This is a genomic window from Thalassobium sp. R2A62 (assembly GCF_000161835.1).
In the GTDB taxonomy this organism is placed as follows: Bacteria; Pseudomonadota; Alphaproteobacteria; order Rhodobacterales; family Rhodobacteraceae; genus Thalassobium.
Map to the genome: position 1 here is coordinate 2184575 of NZ_GG697169.2, position 22263 is coordinate 2206837.

Genomic DNA, 22263 nt, shown 5'->3' on the forward strand with positions numbered 1-22263 from the left:
ATCAGATCACTATATCATAACAGCAGACGCACTACTTGGGTTCGGCCAACCCCAATACATCCAGCATGTCATACTCGCCCGGTGATTGGTTCACCCCCCACAGCGCCGCCTTTACAGCACCACGAGCGAAAATCGCGCGGTCCGTTGCCATATGCCGCAACACGATCCGCTCGCCTGCCGCAGCAAAAAGCACATCATGCTCGCCTACTATATCTCCTCCACGAATAGCAGTGAAGCCAATGTCTCCCCGCTTGCGGGCACCAGTGATCCCATCGCGTCCGCTGTCGCGCACATCATTGAGGGCAACACCGCGCCCCTCGGCCGCAGCCTCGCCCAGCATCAAGGCCGTTCCGCTCGGGGCGTCGACCTTCATGTTGTGGTGGCCTTCGATCACTTCGATGTCGAAATCTTCGTCCAACGCCGCCGCAACCTTTTTGGTCAGTTGCACCAACAGATTAACACCCAGCGACATGTTTCCGGCACGTACGATCACGGCATGGCGGGATGCGGGCTCCAGCTTGGCAATGTCGTCGTCCGTCATGCCTGTGGTGCCAATCACATGTACCGCGCGCGCCTGCGCTGCGAGACCCGCAAATTCGATCGTCGCCACCGGTGCCGTAAAGTCGATGACAATCTGCGCCTTGGAAAACGCGGCCAACGCATCATCCGTCACAACAACACCCAGATCAGAGCCGCCCATAGCGGCCCCAACATCGCGCCCAACCCAGTCGTGACCGCTGCGTTCTACAGCCCCAACCAGCCGAACTGCGTCGTTCTGCGTGACTGTTTGAATCAGCATCTGACCCATCCGGCCAGAGGCACCCGTGATCACAACACCCGGCAAATCCGTCATCTTATCTCTCCATTACGTCCCGTTCCCCTAGCAAAGCCTCGCCTCATTGGCAAAGCCTCGCTTGGCAAATGCGCGATTCCCCCCTAAATCACGCAAATGGCTAAGAACTCATCCCCCGAAGGCCGCGCGCCTTCCACTCGTCAGCTGCGTGTTGGTGAATTGATCCGCCGGACCTTGTCCGATGCGCTGCAGCGTGGCGACATTCATGATCCCGATCTCAACCGCATGTCGATCACCGTAGGCGAGGTGCGCGTGACGCCCGACCTGCAAATCGCGACCTGCTTTGTCCTGCCCTTGGGCGGCAAAGGCGGTGACGAAGCGATCGCAGCTCTGAAACGCAACAAATACGAACTGCGCCGCCTTGTCGGCAAAGTGACCAAGCTCAAGATGACGCCCGATCTGCGGTTCTTGATCGACAAAACCTACGACCAAATGGACGCGACGGCTGCGATGTTCGCCGACGCGCGGGTTCAGGCTGATCTCATCAAACCGGACGACACGGAATGAAGCCGCTCTGGTCGATCCTCATCGCCATGCTTGCCGCCCCTGCTGCGGCGGTCACGTGCGAAGATATCGACCACAAGGGTTCGAGCTATTCAATCTGTACCGTTGATGCGACGACAGAAAACCTGTCGCTCTATCTCGATGATGCCACTGGCACGCCTTACGGCAGCTTTGCCAATATCGCAGCGTCGCTGGATGTTCAATCGCTGGTGTTTGCTATGAACGCGGGCATGTATCACGACAACCGCGCGCCCGTCGGCTTTTACCGCGAAGACGGCGCCGACCGGATGCGCCTGATCACAAACCCTGGCCCTGGTAACTTTGGCCTCTTGCCCAACGGGTTGCTGTGCATCACCGACACTCGCGCGATGGTTTACGAAACACTTGCCTTCGAAGCAGACCAGCCAGACTGCCCCAGCGGCACCCAATCAGGGCCTATGTTGGTAATCGACGGCGATCTTCACCCGCGTTTTCTGCCAGACGGCACATCGAAAAATATCCGCAACGGCGTTGGCGCCACAGCCAACGGTGACCGCGCGGTTTTCGCGATCTCTAACGACACGGTCAATTTCCACGACTTTGGCACGCTGTTTCGCGACCGGCTTAACCTGCCCAACGCACTTTACTTTGATGGCCGCGTCAGCCGCCTTCATGCCACTGACCTCAACCGATCCGACCGTGGCCCCCGCATGGGCCCCATCGTCGCAGTAACCGAGTAAATCACCCACATGGCACGCAAACGCAAAGGTCGGAACATCTCCGGCTGGCTCATCCTTGATAAACCCGCAGGCATGACGTCCACAGCCGTCGTGAACAAAGTCAAATGGGCCTTTGACGCTAAAAAGGCGGGGCATGCGGGGACGCTCGATCCTGACGCGACGGGCATTCTCGCTGTGGCGCTGGGCGAGGCGACTAAAACCGTCCCCTACATCACCGACGCGACCAAAGCCTATGATTTCACCATCAACCTAGGCGCGGCCACGAATACTGACGACACCGAAGGCGAAATCATCGACACCTCGGCCCATCGCCCGACAGATGACGACATCAAAAACGCGCTGGGTGCATTCATTGGCGACATCCAACAAGTTCCGCCCAAGTTCTCTGCCGTCAAAATCGACGGGGAACGCGCCTACAAACGCGCCCGCGATGACGAAGAATTCGAAATCGCCGCTCGTCCGCTTTATGTCGAAGAACTCACGCTCATCGACCGCCCAGACACCGACACCGCAATTCTACACCTCGTGTGCGGCAAAGGTGGCTACGTCCGCGCAATCGCACGTGATCTAGGCGCCAGCTTGGGCTGCTTTGGTCACGTTCAATCCCTGCGTCGCGTTTGGTCCGGCCCCTTTGACCTGACGGACACGATGCCGTTCGAAATGCTCGACGAGCATGCCAAGACGACGGATATGGATGACCGCCTGTTGCCCCTTGAGGCGGGCCTCACCGACCTGATGCATGCGCCCTGCCCCGAGGCGAGTGTCGCGCGCTTGAAAAACGGCAACCCTGCGCTGGTCTTTGCCAATGACGCCGACTACGGCGACACGATCTGGACCTCGCACAACGGTACGCCCATCGCCGTCGGGACATTCAAGTCCGGCGAAATCCACCCGACCCGCGTGTTCAACCTCTAGTCTCTTTCCGCAACACTCCTGCCGGAGGCTCTGACGATGATCACACGCACACATATCAAAGACGACGCACCGTCGACCGCACTCTATTCAGACTGTGAACGATACCGCTACGCCTTAACCCGCACATGGGACGAAACCGGCAAGCGCGCGCTCTTTGTTATGTTGAACCCATCAACCGCGACCGAAGTGCAAAACGACCCCACGGTCGAGCGGTGCGAACGTCGTGCGCGCACGCTTGGGTTTGGCAGCTTTCGTGTGACCAACATCTTTGCGTGGCGCGATACAGACCCGCGCAACATGCGCGCCGCCGCCGAGCCCATTGGCCTCCACAACGATGCTACCTTGCTCGACGGTGCCGCTTGGGCCGATCAAATCATTACCGCATGGGGCGCGCACGGCGAACATCTTGATCGCGGGCGCACGGTCGAAAAACTGCTCCGAGACACGCTGTTGCCGCTCTTTCACCTTGGTTTGACCAAGGCCGGCCACCCCAAACATCCGCTCTACATCGCATACACCGAACAGCCGCGCCCTTGGGCAAACCCTTAGCGGCTCGTTAACCATACCCACCGTTTTCCAACTAGAAATCGATCTGACTGTGGTGGCCCTTGCGCCTCTTACCCCGCGCCTTGATCGCGCGACGTCTGGGTAGTGTTTTTTTAGCAAAAGGGGCGCTTGATGTTCGCCATTCTTGGATTACTCGGTATCGCCATGGCAGGCGCGGCTGTAACCAGCCTGTCGATGACCACTGGCGCCGAAGCCGACGACGTCGTGCCCCAAGACACCAAGACGGACGACCCAGAGGTTGGCACACAAATCGGGACCGAGGCTGATCCAGACAGCAGCACCACCGATCCAGACGACCCTGATCCAGAGCCAGCCGCTGAAACTCCAGAAACAGACACCATTCAATACGGAACCGATGAATGCGATATCATCTACTCTGGCGACACCGACGACACTGTCGACGGCAGCGCAGGCAATGATCACCTCGATGACGAGGGCGGCGATGATACGTTGATTGGCGGCACCGGAATGGACGTGCTGCACGGCGGTCTCGGCACCGATACCTTGATCGGGGGCGAAGACGGCGATGCGCTCTACGGACATATGCAGGACGACCATCTCGATGGCGGCGCTGGCAACGACACACTAAATGGTGGTGATGGGCACGACACAATGATCGGCGGCGGAGGCGACGACATGGCGCTCGGCGGATCTGGCGATGACATCATGATCGGCGGGGTTGGCAATGACACGCTCCAAGGAGGAATTGGGGACGACACCATTGACGGCCGCGAAGAAACATCAGACGCGCAGCAGGATTTTCTAAATGGCGGCCGTGGCGACGATACGCTGATTGCGTCCAACGACGACATCGCCCACGGCAGCTCAGGCAATGATAACTTTGTCGTTGGCGATTGGATTTCAAAAGGACAAAACGCCACCATCAAAGACTTTGATACCACCGAGGATTCTTTGATCATCGCCTACGATCTTTCGACAGGTCTGCCCGATGTTGCGGTCGCAACAACCAACGGCAATCTCGGGGTTCTGCTCAACGGTCAGATCGTGGCTACATTGAATGGTGTCCAAAAACTGCCCGACACGGCGATCCAAATTCTCGATATCAATGACCCGCTGGTGGCCTAGCAACCAAACGAACGCTGAAAACGCTTCCCTTTTTATAGAATCAATCCTATACGCGCGCATCTGCCCCATCTCGGGACGGGTGCACCTCCATGGGCCCTGCTGGACGACATCCCGGCTTGCGCCATTCCTCTAACCTTTAAAGGAGACCCCGATGTCGATTACAGCTGAAGAAAAAGCGCGCCTCATGAAAGAGTTCGCCATCAAAGAAGGCGACACAGGCTCACCCGAAGTACAGATCGCAATTCTGTCCTCGCGTATCGCCACTCTGACAGAGCACTTCAAGACACACAAAAAAGACAACCACGGTCGCCGCGGTCTGTTGAAAATGGTCGCACTTCGCCGCAAACTCTTGGACTACACACGTGGTAAAGACGAAGCACGCTACCAAGACCTGATCAAACGTCTGGGCCTGCGCCGCTAAGTGCACTACCCCGTTTGAAACGAACATCGAGACGCTCGCCCTTATGGCGGGCGTTTTGCGTTTCACCCCCAGCGCACAGTTTCCCATTCTAACAAAACCCTATACACCGCGCCCATGGACAGCTTTGACATCTTTCTGATCACCGCCCCCGGCCTTGAAACTCTGCTCGCCGACGAGGCAACCGAACTTGGGCTAGATGTCACATCAGCCATCCCTGGCGGCGTTACAGTCAACGGCGACTGGCAGACCGTTTGGCGCGCCAACCTGCACCTGCGCGGTGCCACGCGCATCCTCGCCCGCTTTGCCGAATTCCGTGCAATGCACCTTGCCCAGCTCGACAAACGCAGCCACAAAATTCCTTGGACAGAGTTGCTCCCCCAAGGGGCCAGCGTCCGTGTCGATGCGACATGCCGCAAATCACGCATTTACCACGCCAAGGCCGCGACACAGCGGGTTGAAACAGCGCTGGTCGAAACCATTGGCGCAACCATCGCAAAAGAGGCCGACTTTACCATTCGCGTTCGGATCGAAGACGATCTGTGTACCTTTAGCCTCGATACCTCGGGCGAGAGCCTGCACAAACGCGGTCACAAGGAACAAGTGAACAAGGCACCAATGCGCGAAACCCTCGCCGCCCTGTTTCTGCGGGCCGCGGGCTACGATGGCACGGCACCGATGTATGACCCGATGTGCGGCTCTGGCACCTTTCCCATTGAGGCCGCCGAGATCGCGTCAAAAATGGACGCGGGCCGCTCACGCGAATTCGCCTTCCAAAACCTGCAAAACTACGACCCCGATCAATTCGACGCATTGCACGGCACAGCCGTTCCGCAAACCGCGCCGACATTCGGCAGTGACCGCGACGCCGGTGCCATCCGAATGAGCATCGCCAATGCCGAGCGTGCAGGCGTCGCCGCCCAGTTCGACATAAAGCCGATCAGCGACATCACCCCCCCGACCGATCAGCCGGGCCTCGTCATTTCGAACCCACCATACGGCGGGCGCATTGGAAACAAGAAACCACTTTACGGTCTCTACGCGTCCTTTGGCACGCGAATGAAATCAGAATTCTGCGGCTGGCGCGTCGCCATTGTCACCTCGGAACCCAGCCTCGCCAAGGCCACAGGCCTGCCGTTCCTACCGGCTGGGCCAGTTGTCGCGCACGGCGGGATCAAAGTCCGCCTATGGCAAACCAAGCCGCTCTGACAATCTCGACAGCTTGCACCGCCCCACGCTAAACTAAGGCATGTGGAAAACATGGATCTTTTGCATTGTCCTTGGCGCTTTGATCGTCGCTGCGGCTGCGTATCAGGTCAGCCGTTCGCGCAGCTTTCAGCTCTTTGGTGAAATTGTCGCTTGGGTTGAAACGGATCAAAAGGTCATTGCCCTGACGTTTGATGATGGACCCACAGCCGCCCATACGGCTGCCACGTTACAAATGCTCCGAGACGCAGAGGCCACAGCCACGTTCTTTTTGGTCGGCCAAAGCATCGATGCACAACAGTCTGAAACCCGCGCCATCATCAATGCTGGCCACGAGATCGGAAACCATTCGTGGTCGCACCCTCGCCTGATGCTGATGTCTCGCAGTCGTATCAAATCAGAGATCGAAAGAACCGACACAGCCATTCGTGACGCAGGCTACACAGGGCCCATCCCGTTTCGTCCACCCTTTGGCAAAAAACTGGTCATGCTGCCGCTCTATCTTGCTTCTGAAAACCGCCCGACGATCATGTGGGATATGGAACCCGACGGGCATGCCGATCTGGCCAATGATCCGGACGCCTACGCAGCACATGTCATTGAGACGGCCCGCCCCGGATCGATCCTTTTGATGCACACGATGTTCAGCACGAACCAAACGGCCCGTGACGCATTGCCCGCGATCCTGACTGGGCTGCAAAACAACGGCTACGAATTTGTCACTGTCAGCGCGCTTCTTGATCTCGCGACCGCCCCCTAGGCCCGAATCACGCAACGCTTTCCAAAACGATCAAACTGCTGTATGCGCCACATATCTGAGACGTGGCGTTCGATCCCGACGCCGTGCAAAGGACAGGGATCGGCGGCAATGGGGCCGCCAATTTATAGGGCACTCGGAACGCCGAGCATGGCCCAAACAGGAAACGATAGATGTTTAAAGAAGTGAAAAAGTCAGTCGAGTGGGGCGAAGAAACCCTGACACTCGAAACAGGCAAAGTTGCGCGTCAGGCAGACGGTTCGGTTATCGCCACTTATGGTGAGACGTCCGTTATGGCCAACGTCACATTTGCGAAAAAGCAAAAGCCCGGTCAGGATTTCTTCCCCCTCACCGTGCACTACAACGAAAAATATTACGCAGCTGGTAAAGTTCCCGGTGGCTTCTTCAAACGCGAAGCACGCCCTACCGAGAAAGAGACACTGACAAGCCGCCTGATCGACCGTCCGATCCGCCCGCTGTTCGTGCCCGGCTTCAAAAACGAAGTTCTGGTCATCTGTACCGTTCTGTCGCACGACCTCGTCAACGACCCTGACATGGTTGCGATGATCGCAGCATCGGCCGCTCTTACAATTTCGGGCGCTCCGTTCATGGGCCCAATCTCGGCTTGCCGTGTTGGCTTTGAAGATGGCGAATACATCCTGAACCCAGAGCTCGACGACATGCACGATCTGCGCAACAAGCCAGAGCAGCGTCTCGACCTTGTTGTTGCCGGCACCAAAGATGCCGTGATGATGGTTGAATCCGAAGCGTATGAGCTGACCGAAGAAGAGATGCTCGGCGCTGTTAAATTTGCTCACGAGCAGATCCAGACACCGATCGACCTCATCATCGCTCTGGCAGAAGAATGCGCCAAAGAGCCATTCGACTTCCAAGCACCGGACTACGCTGATCTCTTTGCTGCGGTTAAGGCTGCTGGCGAAGACGCAATGCGCGATGCCTATGCGATCACTGACAAGCAAGAACGCACATCCGCTGTTGCCGCTGCCAAAGACGCGATCAAAGCAGCCCTCACAGAAGAGCAGCTCGAAGACGAGAACCTCGGTTCCGCTCTCAAGAAGCTCGAGTCCGGCGTTCTGCGCGGCGACGTTGTGAAAAACGGCAAGCGTATCGACGGTCGCAAGACTGACGAAGTTCGTGACATCGTTTGCGAGACAGGTCTCCTGCCACGTACACACGGCTCGGCATTGTTCACACGCGGCGAAACTCAGGGCCTCGTTGTGGCCACTCTGGGTACCGGCGACGACGAACAGATGATCGACGCGCTTCAGGGCATGTATCGTTCGAACTTCATGCTGCACTATAACTTCCCACCCTATTCGGTTGGTGAAGTTGGTCGCTTCGGCCCTCCCGGCCGTCGTGAAATCGGCCACGGTAAACTCGCATGGCGCGCCCTTCAGGCCGTTCTGCCAGCAGCCACCGATTTCCCATACACCATCCGTCTGGTGTCCGAGATCACAGAATCCAACGGCTCGTCCTCGATGGCGTCGGTCTGTGGTGGCTCGCTGTCCATGATGGACGCAGGTGTGCCGCTCAAAGCACCAGTTGCTGGTGTTGCGATGGGTCTCGTTCTCGAAGACGATGGCGACTATGCGATCCTGACAGACATCCTTGGTGACGAAGACCACCTCGGCGACATGGACTTCAAAGTAGCAGGTACCGAAGCTGGTATCACATCGCTGCAGATGGACATCAAAGTCGCAGGCATCACGCCAGACATCATGGAGAAAGCCTTGGCTCAAGCCAAAGAAGGCCGTCTGCATATCTTGGGTGAGATGAACAAATCGATCAGCTCGGCTGGCGAATTCTCGGCACACGCACCACGTATCGAAACGATGCAGGTTCCAACCGACAAAATCCGCGAAGTCATCGGTTCGGGTGGTAAAGTGATCCGTGAAATCGTTGAAGTGTCCGGCGCCAAAGTCGACATCAACGACGACGGCATCATCAAGATCGCTTCGGCCAACGCAGATTCGATTGCCAAGGCATACGAGATGATCCACTCGATCGTCGCCGAGCCAGAAGAAGGCGCAGTCTACACCGGTACAGTCGTCAAGATCGTCGACTTCGGTGCATTCGTGAACTTCTTTGGCAAGCGTGACGGCCTCGTCCACGTTTCCCAGATCGAAAACCGCCGCTTGAACCACCCATCGGACGTCCTCAAAGAGGGCCAAGAGGTCAAGGTCAAACTGTTGGGCTTTGACGACCGCGGCAAGGTTCGCCTGTCGATGAAAGTTGTCGATCAGGAAACTGGCGCAGAGATCACAGAAGAGAAGAAGTCCGAGGACTAAACCCTTCTAAAGAATTCAAATCAGGCCCCGTTGGAAACAGCGGGGCCTTTTTTGTGGGTCGGGCTATGTCCGGCAATTGGTCAAAAACGCTTTAGACAGGCGTTTCGGGAACCCAGCCATACTTTTTCCCATGATTTTACCGGCCAATCCTCTGCATATTGCGCCTGTTCAAACCAAACGGCCAGCGTGTCGGATCGGGGAAGGGAATACTATGCAAAAGCCTATCGCCGAATTTATCGGTGCATTCACATTGGTTCTAATCGGTTGCGGCTCTGCCGCTAGCATGAGCCTCAAGCATAAAGAGGGCAAGCTCCTTGGGTCCTATATGGCTGGGGGCTGTTAGCGCTCGGCCTCTTAAAAAAAGCGGCAGTATTACTTCTGGATGCTAGGGCATCAATCTTCGCAACGACCCGACTTCTTCACACCCTATGAAGGTCGCACGTCGACTTTAAGCGACGCGATATTTCAACATTTATCGCACAGGCTGGGGGTTAGGTCCCGTGCGCCATGGCAACCGGCGTGCGGGCCGGAGCCTCGGTCGAGGCGCCTGCCGTGTTCGAAGAAAGCTCGGCTGTCACGTTCGCAAATGTCCCGTCGATCTCTTCACCAAGGGTGCTGACTGAGCCGTTTGCGACGACGGCCACAAGGCCGACGAGCAGGCCGTATTCGATGAGGGCCGCGCCACGACGCGTGGAGGTCGAGAAGAGAGGCATGAGCACGATGTTGGTTCTAGGTGTTTTGTGATCGGACAGGTGACCAAACAAAGATATACCCTGGGTGACGGAAGCAAAAACAGCCTGTCTGCGACGAGATCTCAAGACACAAAACAGGCCCGCCGCGGGAAGCTTGAACTTTCCGCCAGTTCGCCATTGATGGCGGAGAAATCAGACGAGATTAGGCCGGAAAAACAAAAGCCTGCCGACCTCTCGGTCAGCAGGCAGGTAGGGTGTGTGTCCTCCGGTGCGGAATGACTCCTGTCACCGGCGGGGCCTATTGGTTGTCTTGGCAACGGATGTCTAGTCGAACGAACCACCACCCCAACGGCTGCCGCGCTGTTGCTCGACCACATGCTCGGCCAACCGGTCACTGTGAACCTGCCGGCCAACCTGCAGATTCAAATCATGCGCCAACAAAACCCGCTTGCGCCGTCGCTCCCGGGTAGCCAGCCCCACACCGATGATCAGCAGTGCACATAAAATGATCCAAACAATATCCATGCGGCCATTCTTCCCGATCAGCAGCCTACCGCCAAATCCACATGAAAAGGCCCGCGCAACATCTCTATTGCCCGGGCCTCAATCACATTCAGAACAGCACCCTTACTTGGGCAGCTGTGCCTTGCGCAGATACGGCAGAACTTTATCAAATGACCCGAAACGCGCAGTTGCGTCTTCGTCCGAAACTGTCGCAGGGATGATTACATCATCGCCAATGTTCCAGTTCGCTGGCGTGGCGACGCCCTGGCCTGTCGATGTCTGCAACCCGTCTAGGGCACGCAGAACTTCGGCAAAGTTCCGACCGACTGTCATGGGATAGGTCATCGACAGTTTCAGCTGATTGTCCGGTCCGATGATGAAAACAGACCGCACCGTGGCACTGTCCGCAGGTGTGCGACCGTCGGGCATGTACGCCTCGGCTGGCAGCATATCAAACGCCTTGGACACCAACAGATCGCTATCTGCGATAATCGGGAACGTGGCTTCGGTCCCTGCAACGACCTCGATGTCGGCTTTCCATTTCTCGTGGTCTTCGACCCCATCCACGGACACACCGATCACATTCGTATCGCGCTTGGCCCATTCATCAGCCAACTGTGCAACAGCGCCAAATTCGGTCGTGCAAACAGGCGTGAAATCCTTGGGGTGAGAAAATAAGATCGTCCATTTGTCATCAACAAAATCATGCAACAAAAAGTCACCCTTGTCCGTTTTGACAGAGAGATTGGGAATTTCATCATTAATACGTAGGCTCATGTCGGAACTCCTAGGTTGGGGTGTCGCAGCCGTCTGTGACAACTGCCTTGACCGCTATATAAGGTGCGAGATAACCCAACGCCAACCCCGCTTGCGCACCTGTCTCCAAATCGGCACTGTGCGGCAGAACCCAAACACTCAGGTGCACCATGTCCAACCTCAAGAATTTCTACATCAATGGCCAATGGGTCGCCCCAGCGGCTGCCAATAACTATGACGTCATCAACCCATCCGACGAAGAAGTCGCAGCGACAATCTCGCTCGGCGGTCAGGCAGACACAGACGCGGCTGTTGCGGCTGCACGTGACGCATTCGACAGTTGGTCCCAAACCTCCAAAGAAGAGCGTCTCGCGCTCTTGAACAAATTGCTCGAGGTTTACAAATCACGCGCCGAGGAAATGGCCCAAGCCATGAGCCTTGAGATGGGCGCACCGATTTCGATGTCCCGCGTGAACCAAACAGGCGCCGGCAGCTGGCACCTCGAAGGGTTCATCAAAGCGTTCGAAAAGTTTGAATTCGAAAAACCGTACACCGCGACCGAAACAACTCTGCTCGAGCCGATCGGCGTGTGTGCTTTGATCACTCCTTGGAACTGGCCAATGAACCAGATCGTGCTCAAGGCCGTGCCTGCGATTGCGACAGGCTGTACCGTTGTTCTCAAACCGTCCGAGATCGCACCCCTGTCCGGCATCCTGTTTGCTGAATTCATGGACGAGGCAGGCTTCCCTGCTGGCGTCTTTAACATGGTCAACGGCGACGGCGTTGGTGTCGGCAGCCAGCTGTCGGTTCACCCAGAGGTCGACATGGTGTCTTTCACCGGTTCGTCCCGCGCAGGTATCCTGATTTCCAAGGCCGCTGCAGATACGCTCAAGCGCGTCAGCCTCGAGCTGGGCGGCAAAGGCGCCAACATCCTGTTTGCTGATGCAGGCGAAAAGGCGATGAAATACTCGGCCGACCGCTGCTTCCGCAACACTGGTCAGTCCTGTAACGCCCCAACCCGCCTCTTGGTGGAACGGTCTGTCTATGACCAAGCCGTCGAAGTCGTCGCACAACAGGCGCGCGACACACACGTGGGTCCAGCATCCGACGAAGGCCAGCACATCGGCCCAGTCGTGTCCGAGGCACAGTTCGACAAAATTCAGGGCCTGATCCAAGTCGGCATCGACGAAGGCGCAAAACTCGTTGCAGGTGGCACAGGTCGCCCTGATGGCTTGAACCGTGGCTACTATGTCAAACCGACCGTCTTTGCGGACGTGAACAACGACATGGAAATTGCGCGCACAGAGATCTTTGGCCCTGTCCTCTCGGTCATCCCTTTCGATACCGAAGAAGAAGCAATCGCGATCGCCAACGACACACCCTACGGCCTGACCAACTACATCCAAACGCCAGACGACGATAAACGCCGCCGCGTTGCGCGCCGTTTGCGTTCGGGCATGGTTGAAACCAACGGCCAAGGCTTTGCACAGGGCTCGCCCTTTGGTGGCTACAAACAGTCCGGTAATGGCCGCGAAGGTGGCGTCTACGGTCTCGAGGAATTCCTCGAAGTCAAATCCGTATCCGGCTGGAACAAAGCCTAAGTGTTTTGGTGGCGCAAACGCGCACGACTCTTGCGAAAGGCGGTCCAAGAGACCGGCTTTCTCTTTCAAAACCCTCCACATTTCACGGGTCTGGAACGCGCTCGCGCCGATGCAGCTGCACGCCTCGCAGGTCGCCCGTTGATCCAGTTTCCGCCGGATCTCTCAGAGCAGGCAAAGGCAGCCAAGCCATCCATCTATGGCGCGCTGGCCCCGATGGCCCGCTGTTTCTAGAAAAGATTACCGCCACCCAGAGCGAATTTGCCGCCTTTCGGCATCTCATCGGCCGCGACGTCGATCACCTGCTAGCGGTCTTGGGCGCCCTTTCCTATCGGTTCAACTACCACCTGTTCATGACAGTCGCAGCCGGCACCCCTCTCGACATCAAGGCTCCCGACTTTTCGACCGCTCCCTTGGTCGAGGCATCCTTCGGGTTCAGCCGTTCATTGGGCTCGGCCACTCAGTCGCTAGCGGGGATCGAAACCCAAAGCTATGCGCTGATCCAGACCCCTTGGGTTCGCAAACTGCTGACTGAAAATGATGTGCCCCTCGCCACCCTTGACGGCGCATTGGCGACCACACGCACAGTTCCCCAGCACCTCATCCACAACGACCTACACTTCAATAACGTCCTTCACGATGCTGAGACGGGTGAAAACTGGCTGATTGATCTGGGGATGTTGATGGTCTCGAACATCGGCGCCGAAGTGCACCCTTTTGCGCTGATCGCAGCAAACCACCCCGACAACAGCCGCCATTTTGAAGAGGCCGTTGTTCATCTGGCACATCCTGCTGATCTCGCGCCTCAGACGGTGCGTCAATCCTGTTTGACCCATTGTATCGAGGTCAACATGCGCCGTGCGATCAACCATAAATCCGCTAACCGCTTTGCCAGCGTGGTCAAACTGTGCGGCATGCTGACCCCTCCCGATCGCTAATCTTCCCATCAGCTATCCGATCGAATACAGTCTGAAAAATTGACCAATCCTATATTTCCTGAATTCGAAAATTGATGACCGCTTCTTATTCACTGCCCGCCCAGTGCATGCTTCACCTCAGCAAACAAGGCTGGAAACTCAGCCGTCTAACCAACCGGCTCAGGCTGTTGGCCAAACAAAGGCTGAACGCGCCAGAGCCGCTGGATCATGTCCGTGCAAAAATTGCCCAAAAACTTGGCGGTGTGAACGCCACCCCCGTCCCAGTTGGGTCAATTCCCGCTGGGACCAATAGTCGCGAAATACGTCTATGGCAGGCGGGCAAAAACGGCCCCAAATTCCTCGAAAAAGCCACCGACAATCCGCATGAATTTGACGCAAGCCGTTATCTTGTCGGCGCTGACCTACGCCATACACCCCAGATTTTAGGGGTCAGTACCCGCGCATTGTCGTTCCACATTTTTATTGCATGGGCCGAAGGCAAGCGGATCGATCAGTTTTCCGATACCCAAATCAATGCGATTCAACCCTCCGCACACGAACTGGGCAGTGACGCCATGGCTGCGTTGGCGGGTAAGTCCACACTCCCTCATACGCGGAGCGGATTGCTCGAGCGCAGTTGGGTCCGCAAACATCTCGCTTTATCCGGCATTGATCTCGACACCCTTGATGCTGATATCGCGCAGATTGCAACGCTGCCCCATTCTGCCAACCACAATGACCTAAGCAGCTCTAACGTCCTGTTTAACGGTAGCGACTTTTCAATCATTGATCTGGGCAATATGAAACGCACCCCGCTGGGTGGCAACCTGTGCACTTCACTGGTCAATGCGGTGCGCTCGCCTTCGACACGGCAAATCTATACACTTGCTTTTAAGGACCTTGTGAATTGGACGGGCATTGATCCACAGGCCTTGCATCTCTCGGCGCATATCCAAGCGTCAGGCTTCCGCATCCGCAGTGCCATCGTTCAACGCAACCCTCGTCATTTTGCCCATGCCATCGACCTGCTGCACGCGCGCCATGACTCGCCTAAAACGGTGCCTTTGCCGTGATCCGCATCCCCTGACCTCCGTCAGGATGCCGGAATTGCAATGTCTCTGAATGTAGCATCATGCGCGGGTGGTCCAGCGCCGCACCCGTCGCATAAAACGGATCACCCAAAATCGGATGCCCCAGATGCAGCATATGCAGCCGCAACTGATGCGACCGTCCCGTTTTGGGCATCAATCGCACCCGCGTCTCGGCACCGTCGCCGCGCACAACACGCCAATCTGTCTGCGCCGCGCGCCCTGTCTCGGCACAAATCTTTTGCCGCGGCCGGTTTTCCCAATCAACAATGATCGGCTGGTCAACTGTTCCCTCTTTAGGTTGCAGATCGCCCCAGACCCGCGCAACATAGGTCTTTTTCGTGTGACGTTTTTCGAACTGTAATCCCAGATGCCGCTGTGCATGTCGCGTCGCAGCAAAGATCATCACACCGCTCGTGTCGCGGTCCAACCGGTGCACCAACAATGCCGTAGGAAACGCGGCCTGCAACCGCGTCAGCAAACAGTCAGCCAGATGCTCGCCCTTGCCCGGAACGGACAACAGGCCCTCAGGCTTATCAACCAGAATGACTTCGTGATCTTCGTGCAGAATGACCAACGGGTCGTGGGGCGGATTGTAATCGCTACTCATCCGCCCCCACTAGCACAGGTTAAATCAGACCTTAACCCGCTCTGATTTAGGATCGTAAAATGGTTTGGACGACACTTCGGCTTTGACCCGTGTGCCTGCCACATCGATCTCGTAGTCCGACGCCAGAACATCGGCCAGCTTTTCACCTGAACACTGAACATATCCCATGCCCATCGCGGCGCCTAAATGGTGGCCGTAGTTGCCCGAAGTTAGATACCCCGCCAGTTCGCCATCACGCAACACAGGCTCGGCATGATACAAGAGCGGTTCACTGTCCTTCAGCTTGAACTGCAGCAGCCGCATATCAAGACCCTTTTCAGCCTTGTCCAGCACCGCCTCGCGGCCGATGAAATTCGGCTTGTCCTTTTTGACGGCAAAGCCCAGCCCCGCCTCCATCACATGATCCTCTGACGTGATGTCGTGACCAAAGTGGCGGAAACCTTTTTCCAAACGGCAGCTGTCCATCATATGCATGCCGCACAGCTTGAGCCCCATGTCCTGACCTGCTTCATGCAAGGTCTCAAACACATGGCCCGCCATATCGGACGACATGTAGATTTCCCAACCCAGCTCGCCGACATAGGTCACGCGGTGCACACGGGCCAGACCCATCCCCAGCTCGATCTCTTGCGCCGTGCCAAACGGGTTCGCATCATTGCTAAAATCTGCTGGTGACACTTTCTCGAGTAGCGTACGCGCATTCGGCCCCATCACGGCCAGCACACCTTCGCCCGCTGTGACATCCGTGATGACCACATTGAAATCACCCTGATTGCGCCGCAGCCATGTCTCGTCAGCCAGTCGCGTCGCAGCCGGCGTCACCACCAAATACGCCGTCTCGGACATTCGCGTGACAGTGACGTCTGCCTCGATACCTGCGCAGTCATTTAGAAATTGCGTATAGACGATCTTGCCCACAGGCACCGAATAATCGCCACCACCGACATAGTTCATAAACGCCTCGGCATCGCGCCCTTCGACACGGATTTTGCCAAAGCTGGTCATGTCATACATGCCAACATTTGTACGCACCGCGTTATGCTCAGTCGCGACATTGTCGAAAAAGTTCTGACGCTTCCACGAATATTCGTACTCGGGCTTCTGTCCTTCGTTCGCAAACCAGTTGGCCCGCTCCCATCCGGCAATCTCGCCCATCACAGCGCCATTGTTCAGCAGATGCTGATGGAACGGCGTCCGGCGCACACCGCGCGCGGTCGCCTTTTGACGGTAGGGATAGTGGTCCGCATATAGCAGCCCCAAGGTCTCTTTCGAGCGCTCGAACAAATACGTCTTATTGCCTTGGAACGGCTGCATCCGGCTGATGTCGACGTCGCCCAGGTCAAAGGGTTTTGCGCCCTCATCCATCCATTGCGCCAATGCAGACCCTGCACCACCTGCCGATTGAATCCCGATCGAGTTAAAGCCCGCCGCGACCCAAAAGTTATCCATCTCGGGCGCCAGCCCCAGATGATAGGCATCATCAGGCGTAAAGGATTCAGGTCCGTTAAAGAACGTGTGGATCCCCGCTTCGGCCAGCATCGGCATCCGCTCGACCGCGGCCTCTAGGATCGGCTCAAAGTGATCAAAATCTTCTGGCAGCTGATCAAACTCGAAATCCGCTGGGATGCCATCCATCGCCCAAGGTTTCGCATTAGGCTCGAACGCCCCTAGCAAAATCTTGCCCGCGTCTTCCTTGTAATATGCGCATTCGTCCGGCACCCGCAGCACAGGCATCTGGGTCAGGTTCGGAATGCTCTCGGTCACAATGTAGAAGTGCTCGCAAGCATGCAGCGGCACGTTCACGTTGACCATTCGGCCAACCTCGTGCGCCCACATGCCACCACAGTTCACAACATGCTCGGCCTCGATCCTGCCGGTCTCGCCGTTCTCACCTTCCCATGCAACGCCAGTGGCCCGACGCCCCTCACGGTGAATGGCAGTCACGCGTGTGCGTTCTTTGACGACCGCGCCGTTCATCCGTCCGCCCTTGGCCAGTGCCAGCGCGATATTCGCCGGATCACCCTGACCGTCGAGCGGCAGATAAACGCCCCCCGTCACACCGTCGATGTTCAGATGCTCATAGCGCTTCTTGACCTCTTCTGGCGAAATCGGTTCGGCCTCAACGCCGAACGATCGCGCCATCGCAGCCTGACGGTTGATCTCTTCGAGACGCTCATCGGTCAATGCAACAGTGATCGACCCACACCTCTTGAACCCAGTGGAGACACCTGTCTCGGCCTCAAGATCGCCGTACAGCTCTTGAGAATACTTGGCCAACTTGGTCATGTTCTTGGTCGCGCGCAGCTGCGCAATCAGACCCGCCGCATGCCATGTTGTACCACTGGTCAGCTGTTTGCGTTCCAATAAAACGACCTCCTTCCAGCCCAGTTTGGCGAGGTGGTACGCCACCGAACACCCCACAACACCACCACCGACAATAACCACACGTGCTTTGTTTGGAAGATCAGCCATCACATTCGTCCTTTATGAAAATCGGCGGGACATCTCGGCAATATGTGCCGGTCCCACTTCACAACATCCACCGATCAGGGTGGCCCCCGCATCGACCCATCCTTGGGCAAAATCAGCATATTGATTGGGGCCCAGATCGGTTCGCGCCTTGAGCACGTCCACCGTCGACCCGATGTGATCAAAACTGTCCGAGATGCCCGTGAATCCATTGGCATAGGCGCCTACTGGCACGCCCTGCCCCGCGATCAACGGGATCGCCTGAGACACCGCCTCAGGCAGGGAACAGTTGATAAACAGCGCCGCAGGCTTGTACTCGGCCAACAGCGTCAACACATCGACCACAGGCTCGCCTGATCGCAACCGCGTGCCGTTATTGTCATCGACAGAGACCGCCACCCAAACGGGTTTGTCCGTCACCGCACAGCCCATCAAACCACCGCGCGCTTGGTCCACGCTACTCATGGTTTCAAGCACATGAACATCGACAAACTTTGCGTGCGCCTGCGCGAGATCGGCATAGACCTCGGCCGCACGCTCAGCGGGGGGCGCTTTGTCCGGCTGATAGGAAAATCCGATCGGCCCCAATGACCCTGCAACCATGCCCGATCCATGCGCATCCCGCGCCTCGACCGCCATGCGGCAGGCAAGATCGGAAAGCCGATGCAAATGATCGCCCAAACCCTCTTTTTCCAACCGGTCCGGTAACACCGAATAGGTATTCGTCGTGGCCACCTGCGCGCCCGCTGCGAAATACTCGTCATGCACCTCGCGCACCAATTCCGGCTGGTCCAGCAACGCCTGCACAGACCACAGACCCGTGGCCTTGCCTGCGCGCGCGATCAGCTCTTGGCCCATACCGCCATCTAGCAGAGTAATCATGTCTCATCCTCGGCACGGCGTTTCAGCACGTGCAATATACTGTTGTGATTGTCGCCCAAGAACTGAGCGCCCCACCACGCCACATACCCGTTAAAGGCCGTGCGAAGTCGGTATTCTGTTGTGAGTGTCACGGTGGTTTTCCCGCGCACTTCTTCTAGATCATAACCGCCCCGCAACAACATCAACTGCGATGAGGCCGGCGAGATATGGGTGTCAAAACCGTCCCTCTTGAAATCCGGGGCAAAGCGAATGTCCCACAGCATGGTTGTCGGTGCAGACACAAGCGTCAGATATTCTTCGTAGTCGACACCCATCGTCCACTCGGCGTACCGGATGCTATCTTGGACGGACGACCGGATCGGTTGGGTCGCCTGCAATAGGTTGTGCGACACAGTCCGCAACTGTTCCTCAGGCTGCACGGTGTCAAATGTCATTATGTGCTGCCAGACGACCTCTGCTGGGGCGTCGATGACGATCTGATTGGTCACCATTTCAGTCCGTTCGGGAAATAGGAACGACCAGCCAAGGCTCGCCATCACCAAGGGCAATCCCAATAGGCTAACGCGGGTGATCTGTGCAGAACGGTCGTTCAACCGCATCAATGCGATACGCGTCAGCGAGATACCAACCAACGGCAACCCAAGCAGGAAAGGCGAACCAATAACCACACAGATTAATGTCTCTGCCGCCACAACCAACATTGCGACCGCGAGCAATGCCAGAATGCCCCAGACCCACCGGCTGACCCACCCAAAGGGTTGGCGCAGCATCGGGTCCAATATGATCTGCAACGTCATGCCGACACAGATCGGGAACAGAACCATCGAAACCCAGAAACCGGCGTCACCACCACTCTCAAAGGTGAAGAACACCATATAGAGGACAGCCGCGAAAACGACGGCGCCAAAAATGCGCCGCCGTCCTCCGGCATCCTGCGATGTTCTCTCGTTCGTCATCAGGCGCGAATGCGTGCGTTATCCGCATCCCACAATGGTGCGTCTTCTTGGACGACTGCCTTGAACCGTGTGCCGTAGATTTCGACCTCTAGCTCGGTCCCGGGCTTGGATGCATCTGTGCGCACAACGCCCAGCGCGATGGACTTGTTCACGCGGTAACCCCAATCGCCCGAGGTTGTCTCGCCCACGATTTCGTCACCCATCCACACCGGCGACATATAGGGCGCATCTTTGTCCCCTGCTTCGACGATCATGGTGACAAAACCCTTCTTAGGTCCGCTCTGCATCTCGGATGCCAGCGCCGCTTTACCAGGGAAGTCCTGCTCTTTGCCCAGACGCAAGAACCGGTCCAGACCGCTTTCGAGCAAGGTATAATCTGTCGACAGATCGCCCTTCCACGTGCGGTAGCCCTTTTCGATCCGCATCGAGTTTAGCGCATACATCCCGAACGGAGCAGCGCCCTGTGCGCGGATCGCCTCATAGACAACGGCACTGTCTTCAAACTTGGAATGCACTTCCCAGCCCAATTCGCCCGCAAACGAAATCCGGAACAGCTTGACCGCTTTGCCCGCAACTGTTGCGTCTTGCAGCGTCAGCCAGCCTGCTTCCAGATCAGCGCCTTCAGAAGTCGCGGCCAACATGTCGCGCGATTTTGGACCGTTCAGCAATGCAGTCGACCACTCGGTTGTGATGTCGGTCATCGTGATATCGCTGCCCTCGGGCAACCGCGACTGTAGGAATTCAAAGTCGTGCCACTGTGCGACAGCCGCCGTCATGATCCAGAAATCATCGTCACCCCAACGGATGATCGTGACCTCAGTCACAACACGGCCACGGCTGTCTGTGAAATAGCCTAGGTTCATGCGACCAACCTTAGGCAAGGCACCCACGATTTGACCACGCAGCCATTCGGCAGACCCCGCACCCGACAGGGTATAGCGTGAGAAACCTGGCATATCGAGAACACCAGCGTTGTCACGTACCGCCTCGACTTCGCGCTTGATGCTTGCGGACCATGGTCCGATCCGGTCCCAAGTCTGCGTGCTTTCTTCAGACGTATCCTCGCCCTCGGCCGCAAACCAGTTCGCACGTTCCCACCCGTTATAGGCCCCCATCTGGGCACCAGAGGCGAGCAACGCCGTGTGGTTTGGCGACAGCTTCTTGTTGCGTCCTGCGGGCCATTCGTGATGCGGGAAATGCATCGCATATTCGTGGCCATAGGTTTCCAACGCTTTGGCGAGACAATAATCGTGATCCGCGAAATCGGTATAGCGGCGCGGATCAACCGACCACATATCCATTTCCGTCTCGCCATGCATGATCCACTGGGACAGCACTTTGCCGGCACCGCCACCCTGCGCGATACCAAAGGTAAAGCTATGGCCTTCAAAGGCATTCTTGACGCCCGGCATCGGGCCGATCATCGGCAATCCGTCCGGCGCATAGGGGATCGGGCCGTTGATATTCCGCTCAACCCCACCTTCGCCCAACAGCGGCAAACGCCCCATCGCGTCTTCGATGTAGAATTCGAGCCGCTCTAGGTCATCTGGATACAATTGGAAGCTAAAGTCCTCTGGCATCGGATCCTCAGGGGTCACCCAATGCGCCTTACAGTTCCGTTCGTAGGGGCCAAGGTTCAGACCGTTCTTGTCCTGACGCAGATAGTAGCTGATGTCGGGGTCACGGATCATTGGCATCTTGTGACCCTGCTCTTTGGTCCATGCCTCAAGCTCGGGCAGTTGACCCGTCAGGAAATACTGGTGCGACATCACAACCATCGGCACCGTACGGCCCCCGAATGGCTTGAACATCTCGCCCACACGTTGGGCATAGTATCCCGCACAGTTCACAACTTTCTCGCAACGAATGTCGCCTTTGTCGGTCTTGACGATCCACTCGTCCCCATCGCGGTCAATGCCTGTCACTGGGCGGAAACGTTCGATCCGCCCGCCTGCATCCCGCGCACCTTTGGCCAGCGCTTGGGTCAACTGTGCGGGGTCAATGTCACCATCCAACGGATCCCACAAACCACCTGCCAGATCATGGGTCTCCATAAACGGGTTATGCGCACGCAGTTCGTCTGGGGTGCAGACATCCATCTGCAACCCTTGGTACCGCGCCTGCGACGCGATCTTTTCAAACTCTTGCATCCGCTCTTTGGAATGCGCCAACCGGATCGAACCGGTCACGTGATAGTTCATCGGATAATCAACATCCTCGGCCAGCGTCCGGTACATTTCCAGACCAAAGCGCTGCATGTTCATCACCGCCCAGTTCGGCGCAAAGTTCGGGCAGTTGCCCGCTGCATGCCATGTCGACCCAGCGGTCAGTTCGTTTTTCTCGAGCAGAACACAATCGGTCCAGCCTGCCTTGGCCAAATGAAACAGCGTGGATGTGCCGACCACACCACCGCCGATGATGACCACACGGGCCGTCGTTGGAAAATCTGACATGAGT

At 57.1% G+C, this 22263-nt stretch carries 23 protein-coding genes; 14 read left to right on the forward strand and 9 right to left on the reverse strand.

The features are described from left to right. Positions 1-31: 31 nt before the first annotated feature. Positions 32-853 (reverse strand): 4-hydroxy-tetrahydrodipicolinate reductase, encoded by an 822-nt coding sequence (gene dapB / locus TR2A62_RS10835; RefSeq protein WP_009160643.1) that lies wholly within the window; start codon positions 851-853, stop codon positions 32-34. Between the two features lie 96 nt (positions 854-949). Between dapB and rbfA the strand changes: the two genes are divergently transcribed. The 10 genes from rbfA (at position 950) to TR2A62_RS19390 (ending at position 9677) form a co-directional block, all read left to right on the forward strand. After that, on the forward strand, positions 950-1360 hold the full coding sequence (rbfA, locus tag TR2A62_RS10840) for a 30S ribosome-binding factor RbfA (RefSeq protein ID WP_009157975.1): 411 nt from the start codon (positions 950-952) through the stop codon (positions 1358-1360). Next, the gene (locus TR2A62_RS10845; RefSeq protein ID WP_009158968.1) at positions 1357-2076 is read left to right on the forward strand and encodes a phosphodiester glycosidase family protein; all 720 of its coding nucleotides are present in this window, start codon (positions 1357-1359) and stop codon (positions 2074-2076) included. The genes rbfA and TR2A62_RS10845 overlap by 4 nt, the downstream gene beginning before the upstream one ends. A gap of 9 nt (positions 2077-2085) precedes the next feature. Then, positions 2086-2991 (forward strand): tRNA pseudouridine(55) synthase TruB, encoded by a 906-nt coding sequence (gene truB, locus TR2A62_RS10850; protein WP_009159178.1) that lies wholly within the window; start codon positions 2086-2088, stop codon positions 2989-2991. Positions 2992-3027: 36 nt separating this feature from the next. Next, a complete protein-coding gene (locus TR2A62_RS10855; protein ID WP_009160239.1) occupies positions 3028-3540 on the forward strand; it encodes a DUF1643 domain-containing protein in 513 nt (170 codons plus the stop codon). Between the two features lie 129 nt (positions 3541-3669). Further along, positions 3670-4644 (forward strand): calcium-binding protein, encoded by a 975-nt coding sequence (locus tag TR2A62_RS10860; protein ID WP_009157544.1) that lies wholly within the window; start codon positions 3670-3672, stop codon positions 4642-4644. A 151-nt stretch (positions 4645-4795) separates the two neighbouring features. Then, positions 4796-5065 carry a 30S ribosomal protein S15 gene (rpsO, locus tag TR2A62_RS10865; RefSeq protein ID WP_009158460.1) on the forward strand — a complete coding sequence of 90 codons (270 nt, stop codon included), beginning with the start codon at positions 4796-4798 and terminating at the stop codon, positions 5063-5065. Positions 5066-5179: 114 nt separating this feature from the next. Continuing rightward, positions 5180-6271: a class I SAM-dependent RNA methyltransferase gene (locus TR2A62_RS10870; RefSeq protein ID WP_009159323.1), complete on the forward strand. Its 1092-nt coding sequence runs from the start codon at positions 5180-5182 to the stop codon at positions 6269-6271. Between the two features lie 40 nt (positions 6272-6311). Further along, positions 6312-7028, forward strand: coding sequence for a polysaccharide deacetylase family protein (locus TR2A62_RS10875; protein WP_009160110.1), 717 nt, complete (start codon positions 6312-6314; stop codon positions 7026-7028). Between the two features lie 170 nt (positions 7029-7198). Beyond that, positions 7199-9334, forward strand: a complete 2136-nt coding sequence (gene pnp / locus TR2A62_RS10880) for a polyribonucleotide nucleotidyltransferase (protein ID WP_009160904.1) — start codon at positions 7199-7201, stop codon at positions 9332-9334. Between the two features lie 211 nt (positions 9335-9545). Then, the gene (locus TR2A62_RS19390) at positions 9546-9677 is read left to right on the forward strand and encodes an aquaporin Z, major intrinsic protein (RefSeq protein WP_009157496.1); all 132 of its coding nucleotides are present in this window, start codon (positions 9546-9548) and stop codon (positions 9675-9677) included. Positions 9678-9825: 148 nt separating this feature from the next. On the opposite strand, the gene TR2A62_RS10890 is transcribed toward TR2A62_RS19390, so the two are convergent. The 3 genes from TR2A62_RS10890 to TR2A62_RS10900 all read right to left on the reverse strand — a co-directional run bounded on the left by TR2A62_RS10890 (position 9826) and on the right by TR2A62_RS10900 (position 11307). Continuing rightward, positions 9826-10047 (reverse strand): Flp family type IVb pilin, encoded by a 222-nt coding sequence (locus tag TR2A62_RS10890; RefSeq protein ID WP_150103587.1) that lies wholly within the window; start codon positions 10045-10047, stop codon positions 9826-9828. 303 nt (positions 10048-10350) lie between these two features. Next, positions 10351-10551: a hypothetical protein gene (locus tag TR2A62_RS10895; RefSeq protein ID WP_009159586.1), complete on the reverse strand. Its 201-nt coding sequence runs from the start codon at positions 10549-10551 to the stop codon at positions 10351-10353. Between the two features lie 102 nt (positions 10552-10653). After that, positions 10654-11307 (reverse strand): peroxiredoxin, encoded by a 654-nt coding sequence (locus TR2A62_RS10900; RefSeq protein ID WP_009160403.1) that lies wholly within the window; start codon positions 11305-11307, stop codon positions 10654-10656. Between the two features lie 149 nt (positions 11308-11456). On the opposite strand from TR2A62_RS10900, the gene TR2A62_RS10905 reads away from it, so the two are divergent. From TR2A62_RS10905 to TR2A62_RS10920, 4 genes are all read left to right on the forward strand, one after another. After that, a complete protein-coding gene (locus tag TR2A62_RS10905) occupies positions 11457-12887 on the forward strand; it encodes an aldehyde dehydrogenase family protein (RefSeq protein ID WP_009158802.1) in 1431 nt (476 codons plus the stop codon). Further along, positions 12888-13118, forward strand: a complete 231-nt coding sequence (locus tag TR2A62_RS10910; protein ID WP_009159604.1) for a hypothetical protein — start codon at positions 12888-12890, stop codon at positions 13116-13118. 119 nt (positions 13119-13237) lie between these two features. Further along, positions 13238-13822 carry a phosphotransferase gene (locus tag TR2A62_RS10915; RefSeq protein ID WP_009160801.1) on the forward strand — a complete coding sequence of 195 codons (585 nt, stop codon included), beginning with the start codon at positions 13238-13240 and terminating at the stop codon, positions 13820-13822. Positions 13823-13896: 74 nt separating this feature from the next. After that, positions 13897-14874: a hypothetical protein gene (locus TR2A62_RS10920; protein ID WP_150103486.1), complete on the forward strand. Its 978-nt coding sequence runs from the start codon at positions 13897-13899 to the stop codon at positions 14872-14874. Here the strand turns inward: TR2A62_RS10920 and TR2A62_RS10925 are convergent. The 5 genes from TR2A62_RS10925 to TR2A62_RS10945 are packed head-to-tail and all read right to left on the reverse strand — an operon-like array spanning position 14852 to position 22259. Further along, on the reverse strand, positions 14852-15499 hold the full coding sequence (locus TR2A62_RS10925; RefSeq protein ID WP_009160042.1) for an RluA family pseudouridine synthase: 648 nt from the start codon (positions 15497-15499) through the stop codon (positions 14852-14854). The two genes, TR2A62_RS10920 and TR2A62_RS10925, sit on opposite strands and share 23 nt — an antisense overlap. A 24-nt stretch (positions 15500-15523) precedes the next feature. Continuing rightward, positions 15524-17971 carry an FAD-dependent oxidoreductase gene (locus TR2A62_RS10930; RefSeq protein WP_009157506.1) on the reverse strand — a complete coding sequence of 816 codons (2448 nt, stop codon included), beginning with the start codon at positions 17969-17971 and terminating at the stop codon, positions 15524-15526. Between the two features lie 12 nt (positions 17972-17983). After that, positions 17984-18850: a homocysteine S-methyltransferase family protein gene (locus TR2A62_RS10935; protein ID WP_009160686.1), complete on the reverse strand. Its 867-nt coding sequence runs from the start codon at positions 18848-18850 to the stop codon at positions 17984-17986. Continuing rightward, entirely contained in the window at positions 18847-19806 is a 960-nt protein-coding gene (locus TR2A62_RS10940) for a hypothetical protein (protein WP_009160341.1), read from the reverse strand. Before TR2A62_RS10940 ends, TR2A62_RS10935 begins: the two co-directional genes overlap by 4 nt. Further along, positions 19806-22259, reverse strand: a complete 2454-nt coding sequence (locus tag TR2A62_RS10945; protein WP_009157677.1) for an FAD-dependent oxidoreductase — start codon at positions 22257-22259, stop codon at positions 19806-19808. Before TR2A62_RS10945 ends, TR2A62_RS10940 begins: the two co-directional genes overlap by 1 nt. Between the last annotated feature and the right edge of the window lie 4 nt (positions 22260-22263).

Coding starts and splice junctions, on each gene's coding strand:
- dapB (WP_009160643.1), bottom strand. CDS start 853: ATGACGGATTTGCCGGGTGTTGTGATCACGGGTGCCTCTGGCCGGATG.
- rbfA (WP_009157975.1), top strand. CDS start 950: ATGGCTAAGAACTCATCCCCCGAAGGCCGCGCGCCTTCCACTCGTCAG.
- TR2A62_RS10845 (WP_009158968.1), top strand. CDS start 1,357: ATGAAGCCGCTCTGGTCGATCCTCATCGCCATGCTTGCCGCCCCTGCT.
- truB (WP_009159178.1), top strand. CDS start 2,086: ATGGCACGCAAACGCAAAGGTCGGAACATCTCCGGCTGGCTCATCCTT.
- TR2A62_RS10855 (WP_009160239.1), top strand. CDS start 3,028: ATGATCACACGCACACATATCAAAGACGACGCACCGTCGACCGCACTC.
- TR2A62_RS10860 (WP_009157544.1), top strand. CDS start 3,670: ATGTTCGCCATTCTTGGATTACTCGGTATCGCCATGGCAGGCGCGGCT.
- rpsO (WP_009158460.1), top strand. CDS start 4,796: ATGTCGATTACAGCTGAAGAAAAAGCGCGCCTCATGAAAGAGTTCGCC.
- TR2A62_RS10870 (WP_009159323.1), top strand. CDS start 5,180: ATGGACAGCTTTGACATCTTTCTGATCACCGCCCCCGGCCTTGAAACT.
- TR2A62_RS10875 (WP_009160110.1), top strand. CDS start 6,312: ATGTGGAAAACATGGATCTTTTGCATTGTCCTTGGCGCTTTGATCGTC.
- pnp (WP_009160904.1), top strand. CDS start 7,199: ATGTTTAAAGAAGTGAAAAAGTCAGTCGAGTGGGGCGAAGAAACCCTG.
- TR2A62_RS19390 (WP_009157496.1), top strand. CDS start 9,546: ATGCAAAAGCCTATCGCCGAATTTATCGGTGCATTCACATTGGTTCTA.
- TR2A62_RS10890 (WP_150103587.1), bottom strand. CDS start 10,047: ATGCCTCTCTTCTCGACCTCCACGCGTCGTGGCGCGGCCCTCATCGAA.
- TR2A62_RS10895 (WP_009159586.1), bottom strand. CDS start 10,551: ATGGATATTGTTTGGATCATTTTATGTGCACTGCTGATCATCGGTGTG.
- TR2A62_RS10900 (WP_009160403.1), bottom strand. CDS start 11,307: ATGAGCCTACGTATTAATGATGAAATTCCCAATCTCTCTGTCAAAACG.
- TR2A62_RS10905 (WP_009158802.1), top strand. CDS start 11,457: ATGTCCAACCTCAAGAATTTCTACATCAATGGCCAATGGGTCGCCCCA.
- TR2A62_RS10915 (WP_009160801.1), top strand. CDS start 13,238: ATGACAGTCGCAGCCGGCACCCCTCTCGACATCAAGGCTCCCGACTTT.
- TR2A62_RS10920 (WP_150103486.1), top strand. CDS start 13,897: ATGACCGCTTCTTATTCACTGCCCGCCCAGTGCATGCTTCACCTCAGC.
- TR2A62_RS10925 (WP_009160042.1), bottom strand. CDS start 15,499: ATGAGTAGCGATTACAATCCGCCCCACGACCCGTTGGTCATTCTGCAC.
- TR2A62_RS10930 (WP_009157506.1), bottom strand. CDS start 17,971: ATGGCTGATCTTCCAAACAAAGCACGTGTGGTTATTGTCGGTGGTGGT.
- TR2A62_RS10935 (WP_009160686.1), bottom strand. CDS start 18,850: ATGATTACTCTGCTAGATGGCGGTATGGGCCAAGAGCTGATCGCGCGC.
- TR2A62_RS10940 (WP_009160341.1), bottom strand. CDS start 19,806: ATGACGAACGAGAGAACATCGCAGGATGCCGGAGGACGGCGGCGCATT.
- TR2A62_RS10945 (WP_009157677.1), bottom strand. CDS start 22,259: ATGTCAGATTTTCCAACGACGGCCCGTGTGGTCATCATCGGCGGTGGT.